At 52.4% G+C, this 26,979-nt stretch carries 14 protein-coding genes; 8 read left to right on the plus strand and 6 right to left on the minus strand.

Translation table 11 applies throughout. From position 1 onward, the window contains the following. Together lapG and lapD are read left to right on the plus strand one after the other, a co-directional pair. The gene (gene lapG, locus SK38_RS17420; RefSeq protein WP_032941747.1) at nt 1-693 is read left to right on the plus strand and encodes a cysteine protease LapG; all 693 of its coding nucleotides are present in this window, start codon (nt 1-3) and stop codon (nt 691-693) included. Nucleotides 694-702: 9 nt separating this feature from the next. Continuing rightward, nucleotides 703-2,637, plus strand: coding sequence for a cyclic di-GMP receptor LapD (gene lapD / locus SK38_RS17425; RefSeq protein ID WP_048236655.1), 1,935 nt, complete (start codon nt 703-705; stop codon nt 2,635-2,637). Between the two features lie 77 nt (nt 2,638-2,714). Here lapD and SK38_RS17430 read toward each other — a convergent pair whose 3' ends face one another. After that, complete coding sequence (locus SK38_RS17430; RefSeq protein WP_048236656.1) at nt 2,715-2,990, minus strand: hypothetical protein; 276 nt, start codon at nt 2,988-2,990, stop codon at nt 2,715-2,717. A 62-nt stretch (nt 2,991-3,052) separates the two neighbouring features. Continuing rightward, nucleotides 3,053-14,122 carry a retention module-containing protein gene (locus SK38_RS17435; protein ID WP_048236657.1) on the minus strand — a complete coding sequence of 3,690 codons (11,070 nt, stop codon included), beginning with the start codon at nt 14,120-14,122 and terminating at the stop codon, nt 3,053-3,055. Between the two features lie 332 nt (nt 14,123-14,454). Between SK38_RS17435 and SK38_RS17440 the strand changes: the two genes are divergently transcribed. The 3 genes from SK38_RS17440 to SK38_RS17450 all read left to right on the plus strand — a co-directional run bounded on the left by SK38_RS17440 (nt 14,455) and on the right by SK38_RS17450 (nt 19,440). Then, nucleotides 14,455-15,798, plus strand: a complete 1,344-nt coding sequence (locus SK38_RS17440) for a TolC family outer membrane protein (protein ID WP_048236659.1) — start codon at nt 14,455-14,457, stop codon at nt 15,796-15,798. A gap of 89 nt (nt 15,799-15,887) precedes the next feature. Beyond that, complete coding sequence (locus SK38_RS17445) at nt 15,888-18,080, plus strand: type I secretion system permease/ATPase (RefSeq protein WP_048236660.1); 2,193 nt, start codon at nt 15,888-15,890, stop codon at nt 18,078-18,080. Beyond that, entirely contained in the window at nt 18,067-19,440 is a 1,374-nt protein-coding gene (locus SK38_RS17450) for an HlyD family type I secretion periplasmic adaptor subunit (RefSeq protein WP_053069349.1), read from the plus strand. The genes SK38_RS17445 and SK38_RS17450 overlap by 14 nt, the downstream gene beginning before the upstream one ends. Nucleotides 19,441-19,481: 41 nt before the next feature. On the opposite strand, the gene SK38_RS17455 is transcribed toward SK38_RS17450, so the two are convergent. Next, nucleotides 19,482-20,087: a helix-turn-helix domain-containing protein gene (locus SK38_RS17455; protein ID WP_008785664.1), complete on the minus strand. Its 606-nt coding sequence runs from the start codon at nt 20,085-20,087 to the stop codon at nt 19,482-19,484. A 455-nt stretch (nt 20,088-20,542) separates the two neighbouring features. Here SK38_RS17455 and SK38_RS17460 point away from each other — a divergent pair, with 455 nt between their 5' ends. The 3 genes from SK38_RS17460 to mutS all read left to right on the plus strand — a co-directional run bounded on the left by SK38_RS17460 (nt 20,543) and on the right by mutS (nt 24,614). Beyond that, complete coding sequence (locus tag SK38_RS17460; RefSeq protein WP_048236662.1) at nt 20,543-21,328, plus strand: winged helix-turn-helix domain-containing protein; 786 nt, start codon at nt 20,543-20,545, stop codon at nt 21,326-21,328. Continuing rightward, entirely contained in the window at nt 21,328-21,840 is a 513-nt protein-coding gene (locus SK38_RS17465) for a hypothetical protein (protein ID WP_032944798.1), read from the plus strand. Before SK38_RS17460 ends, SK38_RS17465 begins: the two co-directional genes overlap by 1 nt. 206 nt (nt 21,841-22,046) lie before the next feature. After that, nucleotides 22,047-24,614 (plus strand): DNA mismatch repair protein MutS, encoded by a 2,568-nt coding sequence (gene mutS / locus SK38_RS17470; protein WP_048236664.1) that lies wholly within the window; start codon nt 22,047-22,049, stop codon nt 24,612-24,614. A 90-nt stretch (nt 24,615-24,704) separates the two neighbouring features. Here the strand turns inward: mutS and SK38_RS17475 are convergent, their stop codons facing one another. From SK38_RS17475 to SK38_RS17485, 3 genes are read right to left on the minus strand one after another with little or no spacing between them, the layout of a single operon-like run. Continuing rightward, entirely contained in the window at nt 24,705-24,941 is a 237-nt protein-coding gene (locus SK38_RS17475) for a non-oxidative hydroxyarylic acid decarboxylases subunit D (protein ID WP_032944812.1), read from the minus strand. A gap of 10 nt (nt 24,942-24,951) precedes the next feature. Beyond that, on the minus strand, nt 24,952-26,379 hold the full coding sequence (locus SK38_RS17480) for a non-oxidative hydroxyarylic acid decarboxylases subunit C (RefSeq protein WP_003825816.1): 1,428 nt from the start codon (nt 26,377-26,379) through the stop codon (nt 24,952-24,954). Beyond that, nucleotides 26,379-26,972, minus strand: a complete 594-nt coding sequence (locus tag SK38_RS17485; protein WP_048236666.1) for a non-oxidative hydroxyarylic acid decarboxylases subunit B — start codon at nt 26,970-26,972, stop codon at nt 26,379-26,381. The genes SK38_RS17480 and SK38_RS17485 overlap by 1 nt, the downstream gene beginning before the upstream one ends. Nucleotides 26,973-26,979 lie beyond the last annotated feature (7 nt).

Consider the following 26,979-nt stretch of genomic DNA (forward strand, 5'->3'; position numbering starts at 1 on the left):
ATTATCCGCCGCTGCTTACGCCACCGCCTGCTACGCCTATGGAAAATCCCCGGGGCGCTGCTGCTATTGCTGTCAGTCCATTCGCTACGCGCGGCCTGGGATTTTGCCAATATTCAACAAAAGTCCGATGCGCTATATGGCCCGGCAACACCAGAAGCACAGCAACGGATCCACGCCTGGCAACAGCTTCTGCTCCAGTTGCGTAATGCTGACGAGCAAACGCAATTACGCGCCGTAAACCAATTCTTTAACGAGAAGATCCGCTATACCGAAGATATTGATGTCTGGCATAACGTCGATTACTGGGCGACCCCTATCGAGTCGCTGCGCAAAGGTGAGGCGGATTGTGAAGACTACGCAATCGCCAAATATTTCACCCTCCGCCAGTTGGGCGTGTCAGAAGACAAACTTCGCATCACCTACGTTAAAGCCCTGCGTTTAAATCGCGCGCATATGGTGCTCACCTGGTACGCCACCCCTGGGGCGATTCCTCTGGTGCTCGACAGCCTGACCAGCACCATTTCGCCTGCTACGCAGCGCATGGACTTATTACCCGTCTACTCCTTTAACAACACTGGCCTTTGGCTTCCCGGCAATCAAAACAATAAACGCGTTGGGGACAGCAAGAGGCTTTCTCGCTGGCAGCAAGTTTTCACCAAAATGCGGGAAGAAGGCTTCCCGATGGATAAATAGGAATCGCCCGTGTCTCTTTTTAAACAGTTACTTCTGGCAATCTCTCTCTTTATGATGGTTGTGTTCAGCGGCAATTTTATTGTGACGCTGGAGAGTTCTCGCAATCAGTCCAATAACCAACTCCTTTCACATGCCCAGGATGCCGCAACGGCGCTAGGCGTTTCGCTGACGCCCAACGTCAACGACCCGGCAATGATCGAGCTGATGGTCAGTTCCATTTTCGATAGCGGTTACTACAAAAAAATCCGCATCGTCGATCTGGCAAACGGCAAAATAATGCTTGAGCGTAGCGCGGTAGCGACAATTCCCAACGTTCCCGGTTGGTTCGTCGATCTGGTGGATGTCACCCCGCAAACCGGTGAAGCAACGATTATGCGCGGCTGGCAGCAGGCAGCTCGCGTGGAAGTGACCAGCGATCCTATCTTTGCCGTGCAGCGTCTGTGGGACAATACCTTAGGCAATCTGTTGTGGATGCTGTCCTGTAGTCTTGCCTGCTTAATCGCCGGTATTCTGCTGCTGCGCAAACTGCTGCGCCCACTCAATTACATGGCAAAACAATCCGAAGCTATTACCCGTCGCGAGTTTCTGACACTCCACGAGTTACCCAAAACGCCGGAATTACGCCGCGTTGTAGGCGCCATGAATTTAATGGCAGCTAAGCTTAAATCGTTATTTGAAGAACAAGCTATCTACAGCGAACGCCTGCACAATGAAGCTTATCTCGACAGCCAGACCGGGGTAGCCAACCGCCGGGCATTCGATATGCAGCTCCAGGCGCGACTGAGTGATGCCGATACGGCACCAGGATATCTGATGCTGGTTCGCGTTCAGGATTTAGGTGGCCTGAATCAGCGCTTTGGCGGACCGCATACTGATAAGCTGTTACTCAACATCGCCAACCTGCTGAACGCGCACAGAGAAAAGTATGCCCCTCTCGACAGCACGCTCGCCCGCATTCGCGGCGGTGAATTCGCCCTACTCTGCCCTGGCGTGACGCACGGAGAAATGCTGGAGCTGTGTAATTCATTGTCTCAGAAACTCACGGCCTTTTACGCTACTGGAATGTCAGACCAACAGCCGGTTGCCTATACCAGCATGGTGCCATTCAGCGCCGGAGAAAATGCCCAGTCATTGCTGATCCAGGCCGATCGCCTGCTGGTTGAAGCGGAAACACACACCAACCATCAGGTCGTTCCTACCACCGAAATACCTGCAGCTACAGAAGATCAGCATTTGTGGTTTGTTCGTCTGGAGCATGCGCTGACAAATCAACAGTTTCAGTTGGTTTATCAGCCGGTGGTCGATTGCCGCCAGCCGGACAAAATCCTGCATTACAAGGTACTGTCGCGCATTATTGATGAGCAGGGTAACGCCATTACCGCGGGGCGGTTCTTGCCGTGGATCCACCGCTTTGGCTGGAGTCATCGACTCGATAAAGTCATGTTGAAGCTCACATTGAACCAGTTGAAAACCGCGCCCGGAAAACTAGCGTTGAGTATTTCTGGCAGTTCTGTCGCCAGCGCGACCGCCATTGCAGACCTGCTCAATCCGTTACGGTACTCACCGAAATTAGCCAGCAAGCTGATTCTGGAACTGGATGAAAATCAGTTACCAGGCCCCCATCAGATGGCGGCATTTGTTAAAGCCGCAGGTCAGCATCGCTGCGCGCTGGGACTGCAACACTTCGGTAGCCGTTTCGATATGATCGGCCATCTGTCGCAATGGGGTCTTGCCTATCTGAAAATCGACAGCAGCTATATCCGCAAAATTGATGAGGAAAATGATAAGCGTTTGTTTATTGAAGTATTGTGCAGTGCCACGCGCAGTATTGATTTGCCGCTCATTGCCGAGCGAGTTGAAACGGAAGGTGAGCTTATGGTGCTGCAAGAATTAGGGATTGATGGTGCAATGGGGCAATTATTAGGTGAGCCCGCACCATTGTGATAAAACTGGCGTCTTGATACGCCTTTGTATAGCCGGATGGCGCTACGCTTATCCGGCCTACAAACTGCCTGCATCAGCTAAAATATACGATCATCGTTGCCAAGCAGTTGTTCTAACCCGCCAAGTTCCTGGCGCGCGTTCGCGCGATTCATTAATTTAACCTGCGCCATCGCTGGAAGATCGGTAATAGCAATCACGCCTTTACGGATCAACAGGTAAATCAAATCGTCGAGCACGCGAACCATCTCCAGGTCGCTTTTTTGCAGCATCGCTAAAGCCTGCTGGTTGTCATTTTCAGGACTTTTTGCCACGCCTTCTGTCTGCACGTTTGCAGCAGATGAATCAGAGTTCATATCAGTGCCTTTTCATTTTACATGACGCTGCTGCTCTGTTTACACAGGGCAGCAGGCAATCGTTAGTGAGTGTGGTTTTGATCGGGTTTAGCAATCAGGTGATCCAACGAGTAGGTCGGAGAATGCAGATCGCCGCTTGCCGGAGTAGACAGCGCGGTATCTATTCCATGCGCCACTTTCGCCGGACTGGCGATCAGGTGATGATCGCCGCCGCTTTGAATGTACTTCGCAATATCCACACCTTCATGCAGTTCACGCGCCAGATCGCTGAGATCGACTTTTTCAAGCCCCCCCTTCGCCTTATCATCGGCGCTGAGTACCGCTGTCGCCTGACCGTGTCCGGTCGCTGCTGGTGCATAAGACAGAGATAATGCGTTGTCGTCGAACAGGTTATGCAGCGCATGCTGCATCGCAGCATGATTCCCTTTATCCACCGTATGCCCTTTCACTGGTGCAGGCTCGTCCATCGTCACGTTCAACGTTTGGCTATAAGGCGTAATATTACCGTGGTTATCATGCGCCTCGACCAATACGTTCACACGGTTATGACCGGCACGGAATGCGGAGGTATCGGCCTCAATGTCATAGGTCAACCCATTAATGCCCTGATGAAGAATGGCATCGTACTGATGACCATTTACCAGCGCTTTAATATGATCGCCATCATTCACATCACCGCTCACGCTGCCGGTAATATGCGTGACGGCATCCTGTGATTCGGCACGCGAGATGTGGTTATCACCGGCGATCTTATCTACCACGATACTGGCGTCAGCGTGTGTATCAAGGACGATGGTTTTGTGATCGCTCACATCGATTGTATTACCCGCGTCGTCGTGTAACGTCGTTTTCACATCAATATCATTGATACCTTCCTTCAGATATGCGCTCTGGACAGCAACCTGATAAACCGTTGATGATCCAGGTGCCAGCGTAGCCTTCATAAGGTGACCGTTGATATTCACTTCAACAACATCGGTAGAATGGGTATCCCCAGAGACCGTAAAGCGAATCACTGTGTCTGACTGCGATTCTTTCAGGTTAACGACGTTATCTGCTGCGATGCCGTCATTGATAGTAATCGCACCATCGGCATGAGTATCCAGCACCACGTTTTTCTGATCGTGCACGTCTAACGTATTCCCTGCGTCATCGTGTAACGTCGTTTTCACCTCAATCTTATTATCGCCCTCATTCAGATACGTTCCCGGAACCGCAACCTGATAAACCGTCGAGGAGCCAGGTACCAACGAAGCCTTCATGTTGTTGCCATTGACGCTAACATCAACGACATCGGTCGGGTGAGTGTCGCCGGAAACCGTAAATTTAATCACCGTGTCTGACTTCGATTCATTCAGGTTAACGACGTTGTCGCCTGCGATGTGGTCATTAATGGTAATTGCACCGTTGGCCTGCTCATCAACGGAATAGGTATGTGTCGATTTTGCGGTGAACGGGTTCCCCGGCGCGTCATGGCCGGTAAGCTCAACGTCAATAACTTTGTGCGCATCACTACGTAGAACCGCCGAATCCACGTCAATCTGATAGCCCAGACCGCCGCCGCTCAGGGTGATGACGCTCCCTTGATACTTATGCCCGCCGATGGTCAAGGTAACCGGATCATAAAGCTGCGCGTCACCGCCGACATGGCCGGTGATGGTCACCTTCTGCCCCGACAGCTCCTGGTGGTTGAGGACGTTATCCGCCGTGACGCTGTCAATGTCGACGGTACCTGAAGCCACGCGGTCGATGAGGATCGTCTTATCGGTATCAATCTGCTGGCGGTTACCGGCATCGTCATGGGCGACGACATGGGCAGTAATATGCTGGTCATGAACCAAATCAACCGTACTGACTTCAACGCGGAACACCTTCTTACCGCCGCTGTCGGAGACTATCGCCGGCAGATCTTTGCCATTGACGGTGACGGTAACCTGATCGCCGACCTCAACGTCGCCGGTCACAGAACCGGTGATGATGGTGGTCGGTTTCCCGGCTTCAACGTTATTCAGCACGTCATCATTGGACACTGGGTCCAGGACAATTGTCGCATCCACGCGATCGTCAATTATCACGATTTTGTCATACGTCGCAGTCTGGATATTACCTGCCGTATCATGACCCGTCACGCTGACATGAATAGTCGGATCGGCCTGAAGATCCGTGGTACTCACGAATGCTTTATACCCCAACTGCCCGTTCATATGCGGCAGCTCAATGACAGTGGCCTCAACCTGGTTGCCATTAACGGTGATATAGACCTTGTCGGTTTTGTGTACGTCACCATCCACGGTACCGCTGACTTCAACCTTGCCAGCCTGAATCTCAGCGGCGTTGATAACGTCGTCACCGCCCACGGTGTTAACCGTTACCGCAGCCGTTGCCGTGGTGTCGACAGAAAACGCTTTGGTGAAATTGGCGTCCTGAACGTTACCGTGATTGTCGTGGCCGGTCACTTTAGCGTCGATGGTATGGTCAGCTACCAGGTCTGACGTATTCACAGCAACGGTGTAGTGCTTATTCGCATCGATAGTCGCGGTAATAGTTTTACCGTTAACCTCCAGCGTCACGCTTTCACCCGGGTTGACGTCACCCGAAACGGAACCGCTCACCGCGATCGTAGACAGTCCGGCTTCCTGCGCATTCAGTACGTTATCGGTGGTGATGTTATCTACCGTGACGCCCGCATCGGCTTTGAGATCGACTTCAACGTGCTTCGATGTCAAATCAGTGCCAGTGTTTCCGGCCGCATCGGTCGCGCTTACCGACGCGGTAATGTCCGGGTTATTACGCAGCTCGTTGATGCTGACATCCTGCGACCAGACCCATCCCGTGGTGCCTGCATGCACCACGGCGGTTAAGGTATTACCATTCACCTGCAGCGAAACTATGCTGCCGTCATGAATGCCTTCGCCGCTGACCGTACCGCTGATCGTTGTTGTGCCGCTTTTCGCTTCGCTGCCGTTGATAACGTCATCGCCAGCAACCTTATCCATCGTGATATGGACCGGGTTATCGGTGTCGACGGTGATGGTCTTCGTTACCGCCGCCGAGTCATTGCCCGCAGAATTATGCACGGAGACGGACACTTCGAACGTCGGATGCGCTTTAAGCACGTCAGTAGGGACATCAACCTGATAGCCAAATTCACCCGGCAGGCCCGGGATCTGGATCACTTTGCCAGGATATTGATGGCCGTTAATGGTGACAATAACCGTATCATTGACGCTCACATCCCCAGTGAGCAGACCACGAACCGGCGTGGTCGGTTTGCCCGCTTCATCATGGTTAAGCACATCATCGCCCGCAACTGGATCGACGGTGAGCTGGACATGCGGCTTCTGCGGTGTGGTCGTCGTACCCAGCGGTGGTGGGGTTGTCGATGTCACTGTGTGAATACCAAAAGAGGCATCCGCTGGAACAATGGTCGGGGTCATCCAGGGTAGGTCAATAAACCGATGTTCTACCGCAGTTGCCGTATTACCATGGTTATCATGTGTGGTGATGGATACCGTGATATTACCGTTGTCATTCCATTTTGACGAAAGTATATCCAACGTGTAGCCCAGCGCTCCATTCGGCATCGTGATCACTTGCGTTTGCAGATGATTGCCACCGACATCGATCGTCACCAAATCCCCAAACTGTGCGTCTGGGGTGACATACCCTTCAACCCTTATAAATTCAGGATGGCTTCCAGGTGCATAGCCAACATATGGCCAGGCCTTCGCAGATTCAATATAAATTCCGGCATCCGCATGGGTATCAATCTCCACCGGCCTATCATCATGCCCGTGCGCAACGTTGCCAGCCGCATCCTTTGCCGTCACGTCAGCCTTAATATTCGGGTCCATCAGCAGGTCGAGCGTTGAAACCTGAGTGCTAAACACGTGCTGGCCGTTGCCGTTATCCTTAACCTCCGCATAGTAGGTCTGATTGTTAATAGTCAGTTCAACCTGATCGCCCACACGCACATCACCACCCACGCTACCGGTCACGGTGGTCTGCGGGTTATGCGCATCTTTGTAGCTGATAACATCATCATTATGATCCGTTACCAGCGGGTCAATATGAACGATAGCCTCGGCGTGATCGTCGATGGTCACCGTGCTTTTCGCATCCGCCGTCGCGCTATTCCCTGCGTCATCATGGGTAGTAATCGTCGCCGTGATATTCGGGTCGTTTTTCAGCCACTGGGTATCCACCTCGACGCTATAGCCCAGCGTCCCCAGCTTCGGCAGTTCGACCACCGTCGCATCAACCGCATGACCGTCAACCACCAGATGAACGATATTCCCCTTGTGCGCGTCGCCGCCCACCGTGCCGCTGATGATCGTTTTCGGCGCCTGCAGTTCAGTACCGTTCAGAACGTTATCACCCGTCACGCGATCGATAGTGATCGCAGCAAAAGCCTCGTCGTCCAGATTAACGTCATGGTGCGCCACCACGTGCGCATGGTTCTTCGCCGCATCGGTAACGTCCATGGTGACTTCAATATGCGGGTTGGCGACCAGATCGGCGGTATTGACGATAATACGGTAGCCCAGATGGCCATTGATATCGTCCACCGAACCTTTATAAGTGACGCCGTTGATGGTCATGACCAGCGGGTCGCCTTTTTGAACTTCGCCGGTCACGGTGCCGCTCACAACCGTAGTGGTCTGATGCTGCTCGTCATAATTCAGCGTGTTGTCTGGCGTAACGTCGTCGATTGTAATCGTCGCGTCGATGCGGGTATCGATCACCACCGTGGTCTCAGCATTGGCCGTCGCCGGGTTGCCCGCAACATCGGTGGTGCTAACGGTGGCCGTTAAATGCGGATCGGACAGCAGATCGGCGGTACTGACTTTGATGCTATACCCGAGATGACCGCCCTGATCGCTGACTTTCCCGGTCAGGGTATGACCATTCACGGTAAGGTAAACGGTATCATTGGCGTGCACATCGCCGCCGACTCTGCCGGTCACATAGGTGAACGGCTGGCGGGATTCATCGCCGTTGACCATATTGTCGCCGGTAACAGGATCGATAGTCAGCAGCGCTTTCGCGTGCAAATCTACCGCCATATCCTGCGTGGCTTCGGCTTTCTGCTGGTTGCCAACATTATCGACCCCAACCACCTGCGCAACGATATGCGGATCTTTCACCAGATCGCCCGTCAGCACATCCAGCTTATAGCCCAGCGCATTATTGTGCTCCGGGAGTTTCTGTACCGTTGCGTCGTAGTGGTGACCATTGACGGTAACAATCACTTTATCGCCCATGTGCACATCACCAGAAACGGTACCCATCACTTCGGTGGTGTGTTTTGTGGACTCGGCGCCGTTAATCATATTGTCGCCCGCCACGGTATCAATGGTAATCCCTGCCTGGGCGTGGTTATCAATTTTTACTGTATGCGTCGTGGACTTGACAACTTCGTTCCCCACGGCATCGTGCGACGTTACGGTAGCCTTGAAGGTGACATCTTTGTCCTGGTTGCTCTGGTTGTCGCTAAAGTCAGAGGACAGAACCGGGATTTGATACCCCAATTGACCGTTGCCCAGAACGATAACCTTGCCGGTATAGGTGTTACCGTTAATCTCAACGCGCACATCATCGTCAACCTGGGCGTCTTTACCCACGACGCCGCTAACCAACTGCCAGCTCTTGTCCAACTCGAAATGGTTGAGTACGTTATCATCCGTCACCGGATCAATCGTAATCGTCGCTTCCGCGTGCAGATCGATATGCACCATATGGTCGTGCGTTACCGTTGACGGGTTACCGTGTTCATCGACGGTTGAAATGGAGACATGGACCTTCTGGTCGCTGCCATCTTTCAGATTATCGGTGCTGACTTCAATGCTGTAACCCAGCGAATGGTCAGGCAGTTCAAAGACCTTGCCGCTATAGGTTTTGCCATTGAAGGTTAAGGTGACAACATCGTCTTTCTGCGCATCGCCGCCAACCGGCCCCGTGATGATCGTCTTATGCAGGTCGGACTCGGCTTTACTGATAATGTCATCACTTGCGACGGTATCGATGCCGATAGAGGCGCTGGCGTCCAGATCCAGACCCACGGTACGATCCGCGGTTGCCGTGGTTTCGTTACCATGACTATCCGTGGTGTGAATGCTCGCATGAATCACCGGATCGTTGACCAGGTTCTGGGTGTCCACCGGGATATGATAGCCGAGGCCACCGTTCGCCAGCTTCTCCACCGTGCCTGAGTAGTGCTGACCATTAATCACCAGCTCAACGGTATCGTACTCTTTCGCATCGCCGCTTACCGTGCCGCTGATGGTGGTCTTACCGTTATGGTCCGTCGATTCTTTGATGTTGATGAAGTTATCATCCGTCACGCCATCAATGGTGATATGCGATTGGGTGTACATATCAGCGCTAATGGTTTTCGTCGCAGAATGCGTGACGCTGTTCCCTGCCGCATCGCTGGAGGTGACCGAAATGGTAATTTCCGGATGACTCATCAGCATATGAGTTTTCATCGGGAAGCTAAAGCCCAGCTTGCCGCCCGCCAGCGTGATAACAACGCCTTGCATCACCGTGACGCCATCCAGCTGCAGCGTCACCACATCCCCGGCCGCCGCATCCACGCCGGTGACAGTACCGGCGATCTGCGTGATACCGCCGTTGGCGGAAAACTCCTTGATATTAATAACGTCATCACCGGCGATGGAACCAATATGCACCTGGTTTACCGCAAAGTTGTCGATATGCACGTCGTGGTTGCTGATCGCCGTCACTTCGTTGCCTACCGCATCATGCGAGACAACCGTCGCCTTGATGTTGACGTTTTTATCCTGGTGGCCCTGGTTGTTGCTGAACGCCGACGAGTCGACCGGGATTTGGTAGCCCAGTTGACCGTTATTCAACGTAATGACTTCACCCTTAAACGTGTGGCCATTGATCTCAAGGCTGACAACGTCGTGAAGCTTCGCATCCCCGCCGACGGTGCCGGTGATGATTTGCTGAGCCTCGTTCAGTTCGCTATGGTTCAGGGTGTTATCGTCAGTCACCGGATCAATCGTAATCGTCGCTTCCGCGTGCAGATCGATATGCACCGTATGCTCGGACGTTGCCGTTGCTGGGTTGCCGTGTTCGTCGACGGTTGAGATGGAGACATGGACCTTCTGGTCGCTGCCATCCTGCAGGTTGTCGGTGCTGACTTCAATGCGGTAGCCCAGCGAGTGGTCAGGCCGTTCAAAGACCTTACCGCTATAGGTTTTGCCATTGAAGGTTAAGGTGACAACATCTTCTTTCTGCGCATCATCGCCGACCGACCCCGTGATGATCGTCTTATGCAGGTTGGACTCGGCTTTACTGATAATGTCATCACTTGCGACGGTATCGATGCCGATAGAGGCGCTGGCGTCCAGATCCAGCCCAACGTGGTGTTTCGTCACCGCCGTCATTTCGTTGCCATGCTCGTCCGTGGTATGGATGCTGGCATGAATCACCGGGTTGTTGACCAGGTTCTGGGTATCCACCGGGATATGGTAGACCAGATTGCCGTTCGCCAGCTTCTCCACTTCCCCCGAATAGTGTTGACCATTAATCACCAGCTGAACGGTGTCATGCTCTTTTGCATCTCCGCTCACCGTGCCACTGATGGTGGTCTTGCCGTGATTGTCCGTCGATTCCTTGATGTTGATAAAGTTATCAGCCGTCACGTCATCAATGGTGATATACGACTGTGTATACAGATCGGCGCTGATGGTTTTGGTTTCAGAATGCGTGACGCTGTTCCCTGCCGGATCCGTAGAGGTAACAGAAACCGTAAATTCCGGATGAGTTACCAGCTTATGGCTATTTACCGGGATGCTATAGCCCAGTCCACCGCCCGCCAGCGCGATAACCACACTGTGAATCACCTCGCCGCCCTTCAGTGCCAGGGTAACCGCATCCCCCATCTTCGCATCCACGCCGGTTACGGTACCGGCGATCTGCGTAAAGCCGCCGTTCGCGGAAAACTCCTTAATATTAATAAGGTCATCACCCGCGACGGTATCGATATGTACCGTGTTTTCCGCGAAGTTGTCGATATGCACATCATGGCTGCTGGTGGCAATCGCCAGATTGCCCGCCGCATCGTGGGAGGTGACGCTGACATGGACCGTCACCTCTTTCAGCACATGACCGACGTTGTCAGAGAACGCCGCAGAATCCACCTCGATGCGATAACCGAGGGTATTTTTCCCGGTATCAATCACCTGGCCGTGATACTGGTAGCCGTTAATCTCTACCAGCACCGGGTCGCCCGCTTTCGCGTCTTCCCCGCGCACGTTTCCGGTAATCACCTGCTTCGCCGCCGACAGCTCAGTAAAGTTCAGGGTATTGTCGGCAGTGACATCATGAATATTGACGGTGTTATGCGCTTTAGTGTCCAGCACCACGGTACGGTGCGCCAGCGCGGTCACTTCATTACCCACCGCATCGTGGCTGACCAGCGTCACCACCACCGCATTTTTACCTTCCTTCAGCGTGCCGACCGGCACCGCCACTTCGTAGCGCAGTTCGCCGTTATCATCGACCACCGTTCCGGTAAAACTCTGCCCCCGCACGCTGACGGTCACAGCATCGCCCGCTTTGGCATCGCCGCCTGCCACGCCGCTTATCAGCGTGGTCATGCGGTTTTCAATGGCGTTGACCACATTGTCGTTCGCGACGGTATCGATATGTACCGTGTTTTCCGCGAAGTTGTCGAGATGCACGTCGTGGCTGCTGGTGGCAATCGCCAGGTTGCCCGCCGCATCGTGGGAGGTGACGCTGACATGGACCGTCGCCTCTTTCAGCACATGACCGACGTTGTCAGAGAACGCCGCAGAATCCACCTCGATGCGATAACCGAGGGTATTTTTCCCGGTATCAATCACCTGGCCGTGATACCGGTGGCCGTTAATCTCCACCTGCACCGGGTCGCCCGCTTTCGCGTCTTCCCCGCGCACGTTTCCGGTAATCGTCTGCTTCGCCGCCGACAGCTCCGTGAAATTCAGGGTGTTGTCGTCGGTGACATCATGAATATTGACGGTGTTATGCGCTTTAGTGTCCAGCACCACGGTACGGTGCGCCAGTGCGGTCACTTCGTTACCCACCGCATCGTGGCTGACCAGCGTCACCACCACCGCATTTTTACCTTCCTTCAGCGTGCCGACCGGCACTGCCACTTCGTAGCGCAGTTCGCCGTTATCATCGACCACCGTTCCGGTAAAACTCTGCCCCTGTACACTGACGGTAACGGCATCCCCCACTTTGGCATCGCCGCCTGCCATGCCGCTTATCAGTGTGGTCATGCGGTTTTCAATGGCGTTGACCACATTGTCGTTCGCGACGGTGTCGATATGTACCGTGTTTTCCGCGAAGTTGTCGACATGCACGCTGTGGGTGTCGGTGGCAATCGCCAGGTTGCCCGCCGCATCGTGAGAGGTGACCGTTACCTTCACGTCCATATAACCATCGACTTTTGCAACGTTGTTGGCAAAATCGGCAGCGTTCACCGCAATACGATAGCCCAGCGTGCTATTGCCGAGATCGATGATCTGACCGTTGTACTGGTGACCGTTGATCTCTACCAGTACTGGGTCGCCAGCCTTCGCGTCTTCCCCGCTGACAGTTCCGGAAATCACCTGGTTACGCATATACAGCTCAGCACGATTCAGGGTGTTATCTGTCGTGACATCATCAATCGTGAGGGCGTTATGTGCCTGGGTGTCCAGCACCACGGTGCGGTGCGTCACAGCAGTGGCTTCATTACCTACTGCGTCATGGCTTACCAGCGTCACCTGTACATCGTTAGCCCCCTCTTTGAGAGTTGCGGAAGGCACAACGATTTCATAGCGTAGCTGGCCATGATCGTCGAAAACCGTGCCGTGAAACGCTTTGCCCTGAATGGTCAACGTAACCGGATCACCCGCTTTCGCATCACCGCTGGCAATGCCAGAAATAATGGTCGGCATACGAGACTCATTAGCGTTAACGACATCATCATTCGCCACCGTTTCAATGGTCACGGCATTTTGCGCATACAGGTCGTTATTGACGTGATGATCCGTGGAAACAATGGTGGTGTTTCCTGCGTCGTCAGTAGAAGTTAATGTGGCGTGAATGTTCGGGTCATGCAGTAACCCCTGGGTCAGTACCGGGATGGTATAAGTCAGAGTCCCATTTCCGGGGTCGGTAACAACACCGGTATATTCTTTACCATCAACCAATAAAGTAACGATATCGCCGGGTTTAGTATCGCCGCCGACCGACCCGTGGATCAGGGTTTGCGGTTGACGCGACTCTTCGTAGTTAATGAGGTTATCCGGCGTGACGTTATCAATGGTAATGTCGATGTGTGGTCCGGTAATATCAATCAGCGCATGATCAAAACTTTCTGCCGTTCGTCCCGTCACATCGGTGGCTATTGCCACCACTGTTACATTTCCCGGGACCAGTCCCCCCAGATCGGTATCAATATTCCAGTGCCCGTTGCTCACCGGAACAGTAACGGTGAATGTGTTTTTTTGGCTATCGGTGAAGGTGAGTGTGATGTGATTTTGATTACTGGTGCCGCTTAAATGGGTCTGATGGAATTCGCTTTTGTTAATGAAACCGTCGTTGCCGGCAAACTCGGTAATTTGTACCTCAGGCGGGAAAACACTCGCGGAACCTGCGGTAACTCCCCCTATCGGCAGATTGATATCCCAGTTCGGGCTTCCCAGACCTTTAGTGTTAAAACCTGCTGTCGGATCAACCACCTGCCCGGTCAATTCAAGCTGAACCAGAGTGTGCCCCCCGCCGCCACCTTCTAATGTTGCCGGTGCTTCATTACCCGCCGCGGTGGCTTCCAGCACCTGCGTCGGGTCAGCGCCATCGGCAATGGCCTTTTGTGCGGCGGCAATATCCTGAGCACTACTTTCCGGATGATGGCTAACCTGTAGCCCGTGCTCACCCCAATGGCTATTACGGCCTATATCCAGTGTTTTTCCGTCTGGTAAAGAGATACTTACCGCGCCGCTGGCACCGGTCACAATTTCTTCACCGCTATATACCCTGTCGCCTTCATGAACCAGTCGTTGTGCACCATTGGCATCAACTACGTAAACCTGTCCAATAATTGCTTTGATCACACCGAGTAATTTGCTCACCGTAACCTCACTTAATTACCATCATTATTTTTATAAACTCGTTAATACATTAACGAACAAATATCACATTCAATTAATGTAAACATTAATATCTCAATGTAGAAAAAAACACATTTTATAGAATGCAATTACATGAGACTTGACTGGCAAATGAATATAATAAAAAATAACCAAAAATAAAACACGATGTGACAAAACATGTCGCTGAATAGCTGATTACAGCCATCAATTAAGACAATTCATATTTGTTAATTAATATAACGTGTTTGTAAAAATGGATGATAGCGACGACACCTGGATGTCATAACCGTGAGATATAGGGCATTCATGTCATGAAGAAGTTTTTAGTTTTTCTGCTTTCATGTTTTTCAATAAATGCAGTAAACGCAGAAGACTTACAAAATACCGTTAAAGATGCATTAGCGAATCATCCTGAAGTTAATGCTGCAATAAATAGCCGTTATTCCTCGGAGCAAGATCTGCGGGCGGCACAAGGTGGCTATTTGCCATCACTGAATTTAAATGCCGAGGCCGGGCGCAAAAATGTTGATGATGCAACTACCCGCGCTACAGGGCGCAATAACGGTCTGACTCAATCACCTAACGAGGCGACTATCAGCCTCGAGCAGAATGTGTTTAACGGCTTTGCGACCAACAGCGAAGTGGCGCGACAAAAAGCGACCGTTGACTCACGCGCCTACGGTGTGATGAACACCAGTGAAAGCACCGCTTATGCGGTGATTCAGGCCTATTTCGACGTGCTGCAACGCGAAGAGTTTGTGCGCCTTGCTGAAGACGATCTGGCGAACCACGAGCGCATTTACGACCAGATAAAACTGCGTACCGATCAGGGCGTTGGGCGCTCCGGGGATTTTATGCAGGCCGAAGCGCGTCTGGCGCAGGCGCGAAACAACCTGCTGACCGAGCAGACTAACCTTGAAGACGCGAAAACCACCTTTGTCAGCGTGACGGGCATGGATCCGCAGGGCTTAAGCCAGCCAGAGAGCATTGACTCTCAGCTGCCAACCTCGCTGGAAGATGCCAAAAGTCGGATGGAAAAAAATAATCCATTACTGAAGTCTGCCAATGCGGATATCGAAGCTGCGCACCAGCAGTATGAAGCGTCGAAATCCACCTTCTATCCACGTGTGGACGTTGAGCTTTCCCGCGGGATTAGCAACAACACCGATACCACTCGCGCACACACCGAAGAGTGGGAAGCGATGGTCAAACTGCACTACAACCTGTTCCAGGGCGGCAGCGACAAAGCCAACATGAACTCCCGCGCTTATCTGCACAAGCAGGCTCAGGATGTACGTAATAACACGCTGCGCCAGCTGAATCAGGAGCTGCGCCTGGCCTGGACCGCACTGCAAAACGCACGCGCTCAGCTTCCTTCGGCGGAAGAATATGCCGACCGCAGCGTCAAAGTGCGCACGGCTTATCAGGATCAATTTAGTCTTGGCGAGCGTACGCTGCTGGATTTACTCGATAGTGAAAATGAAGTGTTCTCCTCTAAACGCCGTCTTGTTGAATTACGTTATCTGGCCATGACCAGTGGCTATCGTATTAGCGAACGCACCGGGGAATTAATGAATATTCTAAAAATCACACCGCCGCCTTCGGGGCAACCGGTAGATTCAGCAGAAGAAAATAGCTTACCGGAACTTCATTAATAATTATTAATCCCCAATAAATCCCTGACCTGCACGCTTATAATTAGCTTGCTATTATTTAACCGTGCACGGTCAGAATGGTTGCGAAAATGAGTGCACAAGCCGAATTATTAAATGACGACCCTGAGAATTACGCTCGTCCTAATTCTCAACATCACGACCCACGTAGCCATAATGACGACCCGTTATTAGATAGCTTACTGATTCTGTGTTCTCTGCACGGTAAACCGGCGAGTCGTTCAACATTAAGCAGTGGCCTGCCATTAGAAAACGATCGGCTCACGCTGAATATATTTCCACGCGCAGCGGCAAGGGCCGGTTTAAAGGCGCGAGTCGTCACGCGCACGCTCGATAAAATTCCGGCAATGTCTCTGCCTGCTGTCTTGTTATTGAACGCAGGGGGAACCGGGGTGTTGTTGGCATGGAACGATGACGGCAGCGCCCGCTTTATGCCCAGCGAAAGCGAAGGTGGTGAAATTTGCGTTGATGCCGCCACGCTTGAGCAAAACTATGCGGGCAAAGTCATTTTTGCGCATCCGCGCCACGAATTCGATTTGCAGGCAGAGGCCTTTCTGCCGCGTACCAAATCCTGGTTTAAAGACACGCTGAAGCTGTCGCGTTTTCTGTATATGGATGCGGTATTGGCCAGTCTGTTAATCAACCTGATTGCGCTCGGCACACCGCTCTTTACCATGAATGTGTATGACCGCGTCGTGCCAAACCAGGCAACGGTCACATTATGGGTGCTGGCAGTCGGCATCTGCCTGGCTTTTGTCTTTGATCTGATTTTAAAAATGCTGCGCGGTATCTGCCTTGATATTGCAGGTAAGAAAAGCGATCTCATCATCTCTTCAACCCTATTTGAGCGCATTGTCGGTATGGAGATGAAAGAGCGCCCGGCACGCGTGGGCAGCTTTGCACAAAACATTCACGAGTTTCAGTCACTGCGTGATTTCCTCTCATCCCTCACTTTGACGACAATTATCGATTTGCCCTTCACCCTGTTACTGCTGATTGTTATTGGCATTATCGGCGGCGCGCTGGCATGGATCCCGGTACTGACATTACCGATTGCCCTGTTGTGCAGTTGGGCACTACAAAAGCCGGTCAACGCTGCGGTGGCAAAGACCATGAGCCTCGCCAGCGAACGTCAGGCACTACTGATTGAAACCCTGAGCAGTCTGGATGCCATCAAAGTGAATAATGCCCAAAGCGAACGCCAGTTCCAGTGGGAACAAACGCTGGGCAGCCTGAGCCGTCTCGAACTGCGGGTGAAAACCTTGTCCAGCCTGGCCAGCAACCTCACCGGCTGGTTCCAGCAAATTTCAGGCGTGGTGATGATCATCGTCGGGGTGTACATGATTATCGACGGCAAACTGAGTATGGGTGGCTTGATCGCCTGCTACATGCTCAATGGTCGCGCCTTGATGCCGCTGGGTCAGCTCACCGGCCTTATCGCCCGCTATCAGCAGGCGAAACTGACCATCAAAAACACTGAGAAAATGATGTCGCTGACACAGGAGCGCCGTGCGGATGAAAACCCACTCAAGCGTGAACAGTTACAGGGCAGTATTGAATTTCGCGATGTGGATTTCAGCTACCCGGAGCAACAAAACCTGTCGCTGCACAAAATTAATCTGACCATTCAGCCCGGTGAGCGCATCGGCATTATCGGGCGCAGCGGTTCCGGTAAAAGTTCGTTGAGTAAACTAATCGTCAATTTATACCAGCCGAGCGCCGGGAACCTGCTGATCGATGGTATCGACTCTCGTCAACTGGATGTGAACGATCTGCGCCACAGCATCGGCTACGTGCCACAGGACATCCAGCTATTCAACGGCACGCTGCGCGATAACCTGCTGTGCGGAGCGCGCTATGTCGATGACGAAACCATGCTGCGAGCGGCAGAACTGGCTGGCGTCAACGAATTCGCACGCCTGCATCCCGACGGCTATAACCTGCAGGTAGGCGAACGCGGCTCCCAGCTTTCCGGTGGGCAACGGCAGGCGGTGGCGCTCGCGCGCGCACTGTTGCTTGATCCCCCTCTCCTGCTACTGGATGAACCCACCAGTTCGATGGACAACACCAGCGAAGAGAAGATCAAACACGCGCTGGCCCCCTGTATTGCGGGAAAAACGTTATTACTGGTCACGCACCGCGCTTCCATGCTGTCGCTGGTTGACCGTCTGATTATTGTTGATAAAGGTCGCATCATCGCAGACGGTCCGAAAGGGGTAGTGATGGATGCGTTGAAAAAGGGGCAAATTAATGCGTCTCGCTGATCTCCTGACTCGTGCCCGCAGCTATATGCAGCACTATTTTCGCGGTCGTGATGAAAATCAAACCGACAGTATTAATGAGGTCAGTCAGGCCATAATTGATGACGCCCCAAGAGTGATACGACTGACGTTGTGGGTGATCCTCGCGCTGGTGGTGCTGTCCTTCATCTGGGCTGGTTTTGCAAAAATTGATGAAGTGACACGCGGTGAAGGCAAAGCGATCCCTTCATCAAAACTGCAAAAAATCCAGAACCTGGAAGGGGGAATTGTCACCGAGCTGTACGTGCATGAAGGGCAAATCGTTAACGCCGGAACTCCACTACTGCACCTCGATGACACGCGTTTCGCCTCCAACGTGGGTGAAACCGAAGCCGACAAACTCGGTCTGCGCGCCAAGGTAGAACGCCTGACGGCGGAAGTTGAAAACCGGGACTTTGTGATTTCACCCGAGATAGCCAGCCAGGCGCCGGAAGTCGCCCGGGGAGAAACCGAGCTGTACAACAGCCGCCGGGAACAATTTCACAACGAAATTTCCGGGCTCGAAGAACAGCTGGTGCAGAAAAAACAGGAACTGCGCGACTTTGAGTCAAAGGAGGATCAGTTTAAGCACAGCCTCGGGTTAATCCGTCAGGAAATCAAAATGTCCGAGCCGCTGCTCGCTTCAGGCGCCATTTCAAAAGTCGAACTGCTGCGACTGCGTCGTACCGAAGTGGAAACCGCCGGGCAGCTCAATTCTATTAGCCTGTCGCTGCCCAAGGCTACGTCAGAAATTAAAGAGATTGAGAATAAAATCGGTGAAAGCCGTGGCCGTTTCCAGAGCGATGCGCTGGCCCAACTCAATGAAGCTCGCACCAATCTGAGTAAAACCCAGGCAAGCGTTAAAGCACTGGAGGATCGGGTGAACCGTACCATGGTCACCTCACCGGTGCGGGGTATCGTCCAGCAGGTGATGGTGAATACTATCGGCGGCGTCATTCAACCGGGCAGCGATCTGGTGGAAATCGTTCCGCTGGATGACAAACTGTTAATCGAAGCCAAAATCCAGCCGCGCGATATCGCCTTCCTCCATCCGGGTCAACATGCGATGGTGAAATTTACCGCTTACGATTACACCATCTATGGCGGTCTGCAAGGCGAAGTAGTGCAGATAAGCCCGGACACCGTTACCGATAAGCAGGGGAGAAGCTTTTATATTGTGCGTTTGCAGACGGACAAAAATTACCTGGGAACAAAAGAGCATCCGATGCTGATCATTCCCGGCATGGTGGCGAGCGTCGATATTCTCACCGGCAAGAAAACGATTCTGAGCTACCTGTTAAAACCGATTATTCGCGCACGCGCGGAAGCACTCAGAGAACGTTGATCGGTTGCGCTCCCTTACATTTTGCCGGGGAGCGCATGAATTTATAACGGCGTGCAAAAAGAGAGCTTTCCACGATTCAGGGTGATTTTCCCGTCATTAACCAGCTCCTGTAACACCTTATGGATGGCACTACGTGAAATATGGTTACGGGTCAAAATAAAAGTATACACGGATGTTTTCTCGCGAACCTCTGGTTCCATCGACCAGATATATTTCACGTGTTCAATAATCTGCTCACGTATAGTGCGGTGCGACTGCAACGCCTCACGCTGAAAATAACGTTGAAGATGATGCGTTAAGATATCAAACGCCTGCTTCCATAAGTTTTTGGTCGTAAACAGGTGATCGGCATTTTGTACGCTCATCGCCCACATTTCACAATCGGTATCACAACGTAAATAGTGACCAGCCACTTCCGTACGCATTTGTGGCAGGCCGAGAATAGCAGGTGCAGAAATACTCACGGTGACTAAATCGTTTTCCACACGATAAACAGAGACAGTCCCTTTCTCCAGAAATAAGATTTGTCCATCGGTCTTCAAATCAATACGCTGACGTTTTTTACGTAACGACAGCCAGGCATTATCCGACTTCTTCATTTCATCGCCAACGAGCACTACAGCATTTTCAATTTCTTTCTGGAACATGGGACTCTCTACCGCAAATTATGGCTTAGTCAAAAAGATGGTTAAATTTACTCGGCACTAAAAATAAATGTCAGCTCGCAAACAAGCTGACATTTATTCCCATCTACATCTACCACCGGCATTCCCTGGTGCCATTGACGCGTTAAGGTTCATGCTGTTTTCGCGTGGTGGTGCCATGCAGTATATGGCGCTGTCCATAAAGAATTAATGGCAATCATCTTTGTCGACATTTTTTCATCTTTCTGTTCTTTGCAGAGTAGCCAAAAAGATACAATCAATTGATTTTAATGGATTTTATTTTCATTAAAAAGTTTTCATTCTTGTTATATTATGATACCAATTTGCAACACTTCGCGGTTCTCGCTGTGGAATCAGGTCCATGCTGGTGGTCTTTATAGGCTCAGTGGTATCATGACTAAACAACCACCAGACGCATCATCAAGAGTAGAGACAATATGTCTGAGACTGGCAATGTCAGTTATCTGATTGAAAATAGAATAATATTTACGCCAGCCACACAATGTCTGGCGCGGGTAGATCACCCCAATCAGCGGATAAAACTCAAACACTCAGCGTCGTTATGTCTTTTATTACTTATTCAACATCGCGGGCAAGTGGTTTCTCAAAACGAATTGCTGGAATTCGGTTGGGGTAAAAATCACCGGCAGGTGAGTTTCAACGCCTTTTATCAAAGCATTCTCTCGTTGCGTAAAAGCTTACTGCAGCTGGAGCTTGAACAACCGCTGATCACAACGATCCCCCGCAAAGGGCTGATCATTCAAGAAGAGTTTGATATTCAGGTCATTGAAACACCGGAGGAGAACTCTGCTTCTGCTGAAGAATCCTTAGCGCCAGATGCCACCATTGAGGAATTTTTGGCTGACACACTGCGTCAACCTTTGATAACGACAGCAGAAACGATAATGTTGGCACTTACCCTGATAATTTGTGTGCTTATATTATATCCGTGGCAAGCCAGCGATGATTATTTCTCCGGCTATATCACTGCGGATAAAGCACCCACTGGCTGTCAGTATTATTTCAATAACGATGCCAGTAATTTCTCCCGGCATACCGCGTTTATCGACAAAAACCCAGGACTGTGTCAGAGCCATAAATTTATCTATATCACGACCTATCCTGAGTCTAAGAAACTGTCCGTGCTGGTGTGTCGCTCACCGATAAAAGCCAGGCAAGAAAATGCCTGTCAGTCGGTATATTACCCACGGTATGATAGCTAATGAACTTATATCCCCGAACGTCCCGCATCCAGACAGGTATTATCCTGCTGCTTTGTTTTGCTGCGCTTATTCTTACTGTCGTCTATCGGTACAGTAAGAACAATGGCGAGTTACATGATCTCACCTGCCGCTCTGCCATCGAAATTGTACGCAATACAAGCTCGTTCCGAGGGATTATTGATATTAAAACCGGGGGCAGTAAAGGTATTGTGAATATTGATGGTATTATCAAAGATGCCGAAAATAATGAGCAAACCGTGCAACGCATGGTACTTTTTACACAATCCAGCTACGGCTCAAGCCCGGTTTGGATTTCACAGAAAATCCAAATTTCCAATCGCGAAACAGCTCCCGCCAGCCTTATTCAGGAACTCCTCCCCGATTTTTTCCTGACCAACACCAGCGTATCCAACGTCGATTTTTTTGCGCTGAACAGCGAGACATACCTGATTACCAAAGAGGGGATCCCCTATCTGTACTGCCAGAATTATGCTTTGCCGGAAAATCAATAATCCATCAGCACCCTGGCGATAAAACCTACGGATGAATCTCGGTCGTTGTCGGTGATAAGATAGACCATTCAGGTCGAGCCAACGCTCGTCGTTACTGCCCATCAGGCGGCTTTCGAATGACAAATTTGTGGGTTTATGTGAGTTTCCAGGGGCTCACGTGAGACTGCCCAGGTCCCCAAAAAGATTAAAAAAAGAGCAAAAGCGATATGAAAGAGTCACTTGATACGGACTTCACGAACCACACCCCAATGATGCAGCAGTATCTCAAGCTGAAAGCCCAGCACCCGGAGATACTGTTGTTTTACCGCATGGGCGACTTTTACGAACTGTTTTATGACGATGCGAAACGTGCGTCTCAGTTGCTTGATATCTCCCTGACCAAACGCGGCGCGTCTGCGGGCGAGCCAATCCCGATGGCGGGCATTCCTCACCATGCGGTAGAAAACTACCTCGCCAAGCTGGTCAACCAGGGTGAATCAGTCGCTATTTGTGAACAGATTGGCGATCCGGCGACCAGCAAAGGTCCGGTCGAGCGCAAAGTGGTCCGTATCGTCACGCCAGGCACCATCAGTGATGAAGCGCTGTTACAGGAACGCCAGGACAACCTGCTGGCCGCTATCTGGCAGGACAGTAAAGGTTATGGTTACGCCACGCTGGATATCAGCTCCGGGCGTTTTCGTGTTAGCGAACCCGCCGACCGCGAGACCATGGCCGCAGAATTGCAGCGCACTAATCCCGCTGAACTGTTGTATGCCGAAGATTTCGCTGAAACCTCACTGATTGAGGGACGTCGCGGATTACGTCGTCGTCCACTATGGGAATTTGAAATCGATACCGCTCGCCAGCAGCTAAACCTGCAGTTTGGCACGCGGGATCTGATTGGCTTTGGCGTAGAAAACGCCCCGCGTGGATTATGCGCGGCCGGCTGCCTGCTGCAATACGTAAAAGATACCCAGCGTACCTCGCTGCCGCATATTCGTTCCATCACCATGGAACGTCAGCAGGACAGCATCATTATGGATGCCGCCACGCGCCGCAATCTGGAAATTACCCAGAACCTGGCGGGCGGCGTTGAAAACACGCTGGCTTCAGTACTCGACTGCACCGTGACGCCGATGGGCAGCCGTATGCTCAAGCGCTGGCTGCATATGCCGGTCCGCGACACCAGAGTCCTCACTGAACGCCAACAGACCATCGGCGCGCTACAGGATTCCACCGGTGAATTGCAACCCGTGCTGCGTCAGGTCGGCGATCTTGAACGTATCCTGGCACGTCTGGCCCTGCGTACCGCGCGTCCGCGCGATCTGGCCCGTATGCGTCATGCATTCCAGCAATTACCGGAACTGCGCGCACAACTGGAAAGCGTAGACAGTGCCCCCGTACAGATGCTGCGCGAGAAAATGGGTGAGTTTGCTGAGCTGCGTGAACTGCTGGAACGTGCCGTAGTGGAAGCTCCACCTGTGCTGGTTCGCGACGGTGGCGTCATCGCCCCAGGCTATAACGAAGAACTGGACGAGTGGCGAGCGCTAGCTGATGGCGCAACTGACTATCTGGACAGACTGGAAATCCGTGAGCGCGAGCGCACCGGCCTTGATACGCTGAAGGTTGGGTTTAACGCCGTTCACGGCTACTACATTCAGATCAGTCGCGGGCAAAGTCATCTGGCGCCGATTAACTATGTGCGTCGCCAGACGCTGAAAAACGCCGAACGCTACATTATTCCGGAGCTGAAAGAGTACGAAGACAAAGTTCTGACATCAAAAGGTAAAGCGCTGGCGCTGGAAAAACAGCTGTACGATGAGCTGTTCGATATGCTGCTGCCGCACCTGGCTGATTTGCAACAAAGCGCCAGCGCGCTGGCAGAACTGGACGTACTGGTCAACCTTGCGGAACGCGCTTATACCCTGAATTACACCTGCCCGACCTTCACCGACAAGCCTGGTATTCGTATTACCGAGGGACGTCATCCGGTAGTTGAACAGGTGCTGACCGAGCCGTTTATCGCCAACCCACTTAACCTCTCGCCTCAGCGACGGATGCTGATTATCACCGGCCCGAACATGGGGGGTAAAAGTACCTATATGCGCCAGACTGCGTTAATTGCGCTGCTGGCCTACATCGGCAGCTACGTTCCGGCGCAGAAAGTGGAGATCGGGCCTATCGACCGCATCTTTACCCGCGTGGGCGCGGCGGATGATCTGGCCTCCGGTCGTTCTACCTTCATGGTAGAAATGACCGAAACCGCCAACATTCTGCATAACGCCACCGAGAACAGCCTGGTGCTGATGGATGAGATTGGACGCGGCACCTCCACCTACGACGGCCTGTCGCTGGCGTGGGCGTGCGCTGAAAATCTGGCCAATAAAATCAAAGCATTAACGTTGTTTGCCACCCACTACTTCGAACTGACTCAGTTACCGGAGAAAATGGAAGGCGTAGCAAATGTGCATCTTGATGCGTTAGAGCACGGCGATACCATCGCCTTCATGCACAGCGTACAGGATGGTGCGGCGAGCAAGAGCTATGGTCTGGCGGTAGCTGCCCTGGCAGGTGTACCAAAAGAGGTTATTAAACGCGCGCGGCAAAAACTGCGCGAACTGGAAAGCATCGCGCCGAATGTTGCTGCAACTCAGGTCGACGGCACACAGATGTCGCTCCTGTCAGCTCCGGAAGAAACGTCGCCCGCCGTTGAAGCACTGGAAAATCTCGACCCGGATTCGCTAACGCCTCGCCAGGCGCTGGAGTGGATCTACCGGTTGAAGAGTCTGGTGTAACGCCGTAATGCCCGATAGTGATACGCTTATCGGGCCTTCAAAATATCGCTATATGTAGGCCGGGTAAGGAAGCCGCACCCGGCGTGTTGATTAGCGCTTATCTTCTGCCAGCAGCGGTGGAATACTCGGCACCATCGGTGCGTCATCAATATCCTTCTGCGTCATGCGAAACGCTTGCGGGTAGTGCTCGCGGCTGGTACGGCGTAGCGGCTCAGTATCACGCCAGGTGTATAGACAATGCTGGCACTGATATACCGTCCAGACACCTTTTACCGGCGAGTTTGCCATCACTTCAATATGTTCATCGGCACAACGTGGACAAATCATCTGCTACTCCTTATTTACGGTTGGCCAGCATGGCGGTCAGTTTTTCTGCCCAGGCTTTCGTTTCCGGTAAATCGCATACCGGCTGGCTGTAGTGCCCACGGTTATCCGGCGCAACCGGCGTGGTCGCATCAATAATTAACTTGTCGGTAATCCCCGCCGGACTGGAACCCGGATCAAGCTCCAGCACCGACATATTCGGCAATTGCACCAGATCGCCCGCCGGATTGACCTTCGAAGACAGCGCCCACATCACCTGCGGCAGGTTGAACGGATCAACATCCTCATCAACCATAATCACCATTTTCACGTAACCCAGGCCATGCGGCGTCGTCATTGCGCGCAGCCCCACCGCGCGGGCAAAGCCACCGTAGCGTTTTTTGGTGGAGATAATCGCCAGCAAACCGTGGGTATACATGGCATTCACCGCCTGCACTTCCGGGAATTCGGCTTTCAACTGTTGATAAAGCGGTACGCAGGTTGCCGGCCCCATCAGGTAGTCAATCTCCGTCCACGGCATCCCCAGATACAGCGATTCAAAAATAGGTTTGGTGCGATAAGAGACTTTATCGATACGCACGACCGTCATATTACGTCCACCGGAATAGTGCCCGGTAAACTCGCCAAACGGCCCTTCGATTTCACGCTTACGGCTTTCAATTACCCCTTCGAGGATCACTTCCGAACCCCATGGCACGTCAAAGCCGGTGAGCGGCGCGGTAGCGATCGGATACGGACTTTCACGCAGCGCTCCCGCCATTTCGTATTCCGACTGATCGTACTTCAGCGGCGTGGCCCCCATCAGGGTGATAATCGGATCGTTACCCAGCGTGATGGCAATCGGCAGATCTTCACCGCGCTCTTCGGCTTTATGCAGGTGCAGCGCGATATCGTGCATCGGCACCGGCTGCAGGCCAAGCTTGCGTTTGCCCTTCACCTCCATACGATAAATGCCGACGTTCTGTTTGCCAAAGTTGTCCGGATCCAGCGGATCGCGCGACACCACGCAGGCTTTATCAAGATAGAAACCGCCGTCGCCATCGTTCAGGCGAAACAGCGGCAGAATATCAAACAGGTTGATCTCATCACCATCAACACAGTTTTCAGCCCACGCCGGATTGGCGCGACGCTCCGGCGTAACCGGAAATTTATCCCAACGGCGAATAAACTCATCAATCTGTTTTTTCACAGGGGTATTTGGCGGCAGGCCTAAAGAGATGGCGTGATTCTGCCACGAACCAATAGTGTTCATCGCCACGCGGGCATCGGTAAAACCACGAATATTGTCAAACCACAGCGCTGGCGCACCGTCACCAATGCGCCCGGTCGCATTGGCTGCCGCAGCCAGATCCGGCTCGGCGTTAACTTCTTCACTGATTTTCAGCAATTGCCCCTGGTCGTCCAGCGCCTGTAAAAAGCTGCGCAAATCATCAAATGCCATTATTCATTCTCCTGTGAAAAATTCTGCGCCTGCCGTAAACCCTGCCAGCGACGGGCGTTGGGGTGTTCCAGACCAAACTGATCGAGCACACGCGCAACGATATGCTGCGTAATGTCATCGACCGTTTGCGGGTGGTTGTAATATGCGGGCATCGGCGGGACCATCGCCACGCCCATGCGGGAAAGTGCGAGCATGTTTTCCAGATGAATCGTGCTAAGCGGCATTTCACGCGGAACCAGAACCAGCTTGCGCCCTTCTTTCAGCACCACATCAGCAGCGCGCCCCACCAGCCCTTCCGCGTAGCCTGCACGAATACCGGCCAGGGTTTTCATACTGCAGGGGATAATGATCATGCCGTCAGTGCGAAACGATCCAGAGGAGATGGTTGCCGACTGGTCCGCCGGGTTGTGGCAAAAATCGGCCAACGCAGACACATCACGGACGCTGTACGGCGTTTCCAGTTCAATAGTGGTTTTGGCCCACTTTGACAGCACCAGATGGGTTTCCACCTCGGGCATTTCTCGCAGCGCCTGCAATAGCGACACACCAAGGGGCGCGCCGGTTGCCCCGGTCATTCCGACAATCAGTCTCATTTAGTCT

The organism is Citrobacter sp. MGH110, assembly GCF_001037515.1.
GTDB lineage: Bacteria > Pseudomonadota > Gammaproteobacteria > Enterobacterales > Enterobacteriaceae > Citrobacter > Citrobacter portucalensis.